An 849-nucleotide genomic window follows, 5' to 3' on the forward strand; every position below is an offset into this window, starting at 1 on the left:
TAATAAGTTGAGCACTTGCGAAACTTAAATCACTTTATATTATTCACATCACTATTTACACAGCTTATGAAAACATGGTTTATTTCCCTTGGATGCCTCCTGCTGGCCGAAGCATTTGCCGACACGTCGGGCACACCGAATCTGACAATCGAAGTACGCGGCATCGAGCGGCCGGAGGGTTCCCTCTTTGTAGCCGTTTATGCGTCGGAAGAGACTTTCCTGAAGAAACCTTTGACCGGGTTTCGGGTCGAAGCAAAAGACAGCACCGTCCGCATTCCCTGTCAGGGACTTCCCGCAGGAAGTTACGCCATTTCCGTCTTTCACGATGCCAACGGAAACGGTCGGCTGGACACAGGCACTTACGGCATCCCGTTGGAGAAGTATGGCTTCAGCAACGATGCCGAAGGCGTGATGGGGCCGCCGGCCTATAAGGATTGCCGCTTCGAGTTGAAGGCCGACACCACCTTAGTGCTGACGTTGAAGTGACGTTCTGCCGGTGCCGGAAGCAGTGCACGCCCGTTGCACTGTTGCTGCAAAGCGGTTTGCAGCGACGCTGCAACGCCTTTGCAGTGATGCTGCAACCTGTTTGCAGTGGCTGTGCAGCCAGCGTGCACTGTCCGACAGGCTTGGAGTTCTGTCCGAAGATGCCAGCCTTTTCCGTGATAAAAAGCAGTCTGCCGATTCGGAAACGGAAGGGGAGGGATGCGGTTCGGCAATAAAAAATAAGCAGGCTTCTTTTTGTATTGCGCTCATCATTCAGTATCTTTGTCCGAGTAACCAACGTAAATTTAATCTTATGCGAACTCGTTTTCTTTCCCTTTACTTCTTATTGCTGTCGTGCTTGCTTGC

The 849-nt window shown here is 51.5% G+C and carries 1 protein-coding gene and 1 pseudogene; both read left to right on the top strand.

Annotated elements, in window-relative coordinates; all coding sequences use genetic code 11:
* The first annotated feature begins 66 nt into the window (after window positions 1-66).
* Entirely contained in the window at window positions 67-486 is a 420-nt protein-coding gene (locus QVP67_RS09195; RefSeq protein WP_022163273.1) for a DUF2141 domain-containing protein, read from the top strand.
* A 10-nt stretch (window positions 487-496) separates the two neighbouring features.
* A pseudogene (locus tag QVP67_RS09200) lies at window positions 497-849 on the top strand (hypothetical protein); the annotation flags it as partial.

This window comes from Bacteroides sp. CAG:633 (assembly GCF_000435115.1).
In the GTDB taxonomy this organism is placed as follows: Bacteria; Bacteroidota; Bacteroidia; order Bacteroidales; family Bacteroidaceae; genus Bacteroides; species Bacteroides ndongoniae.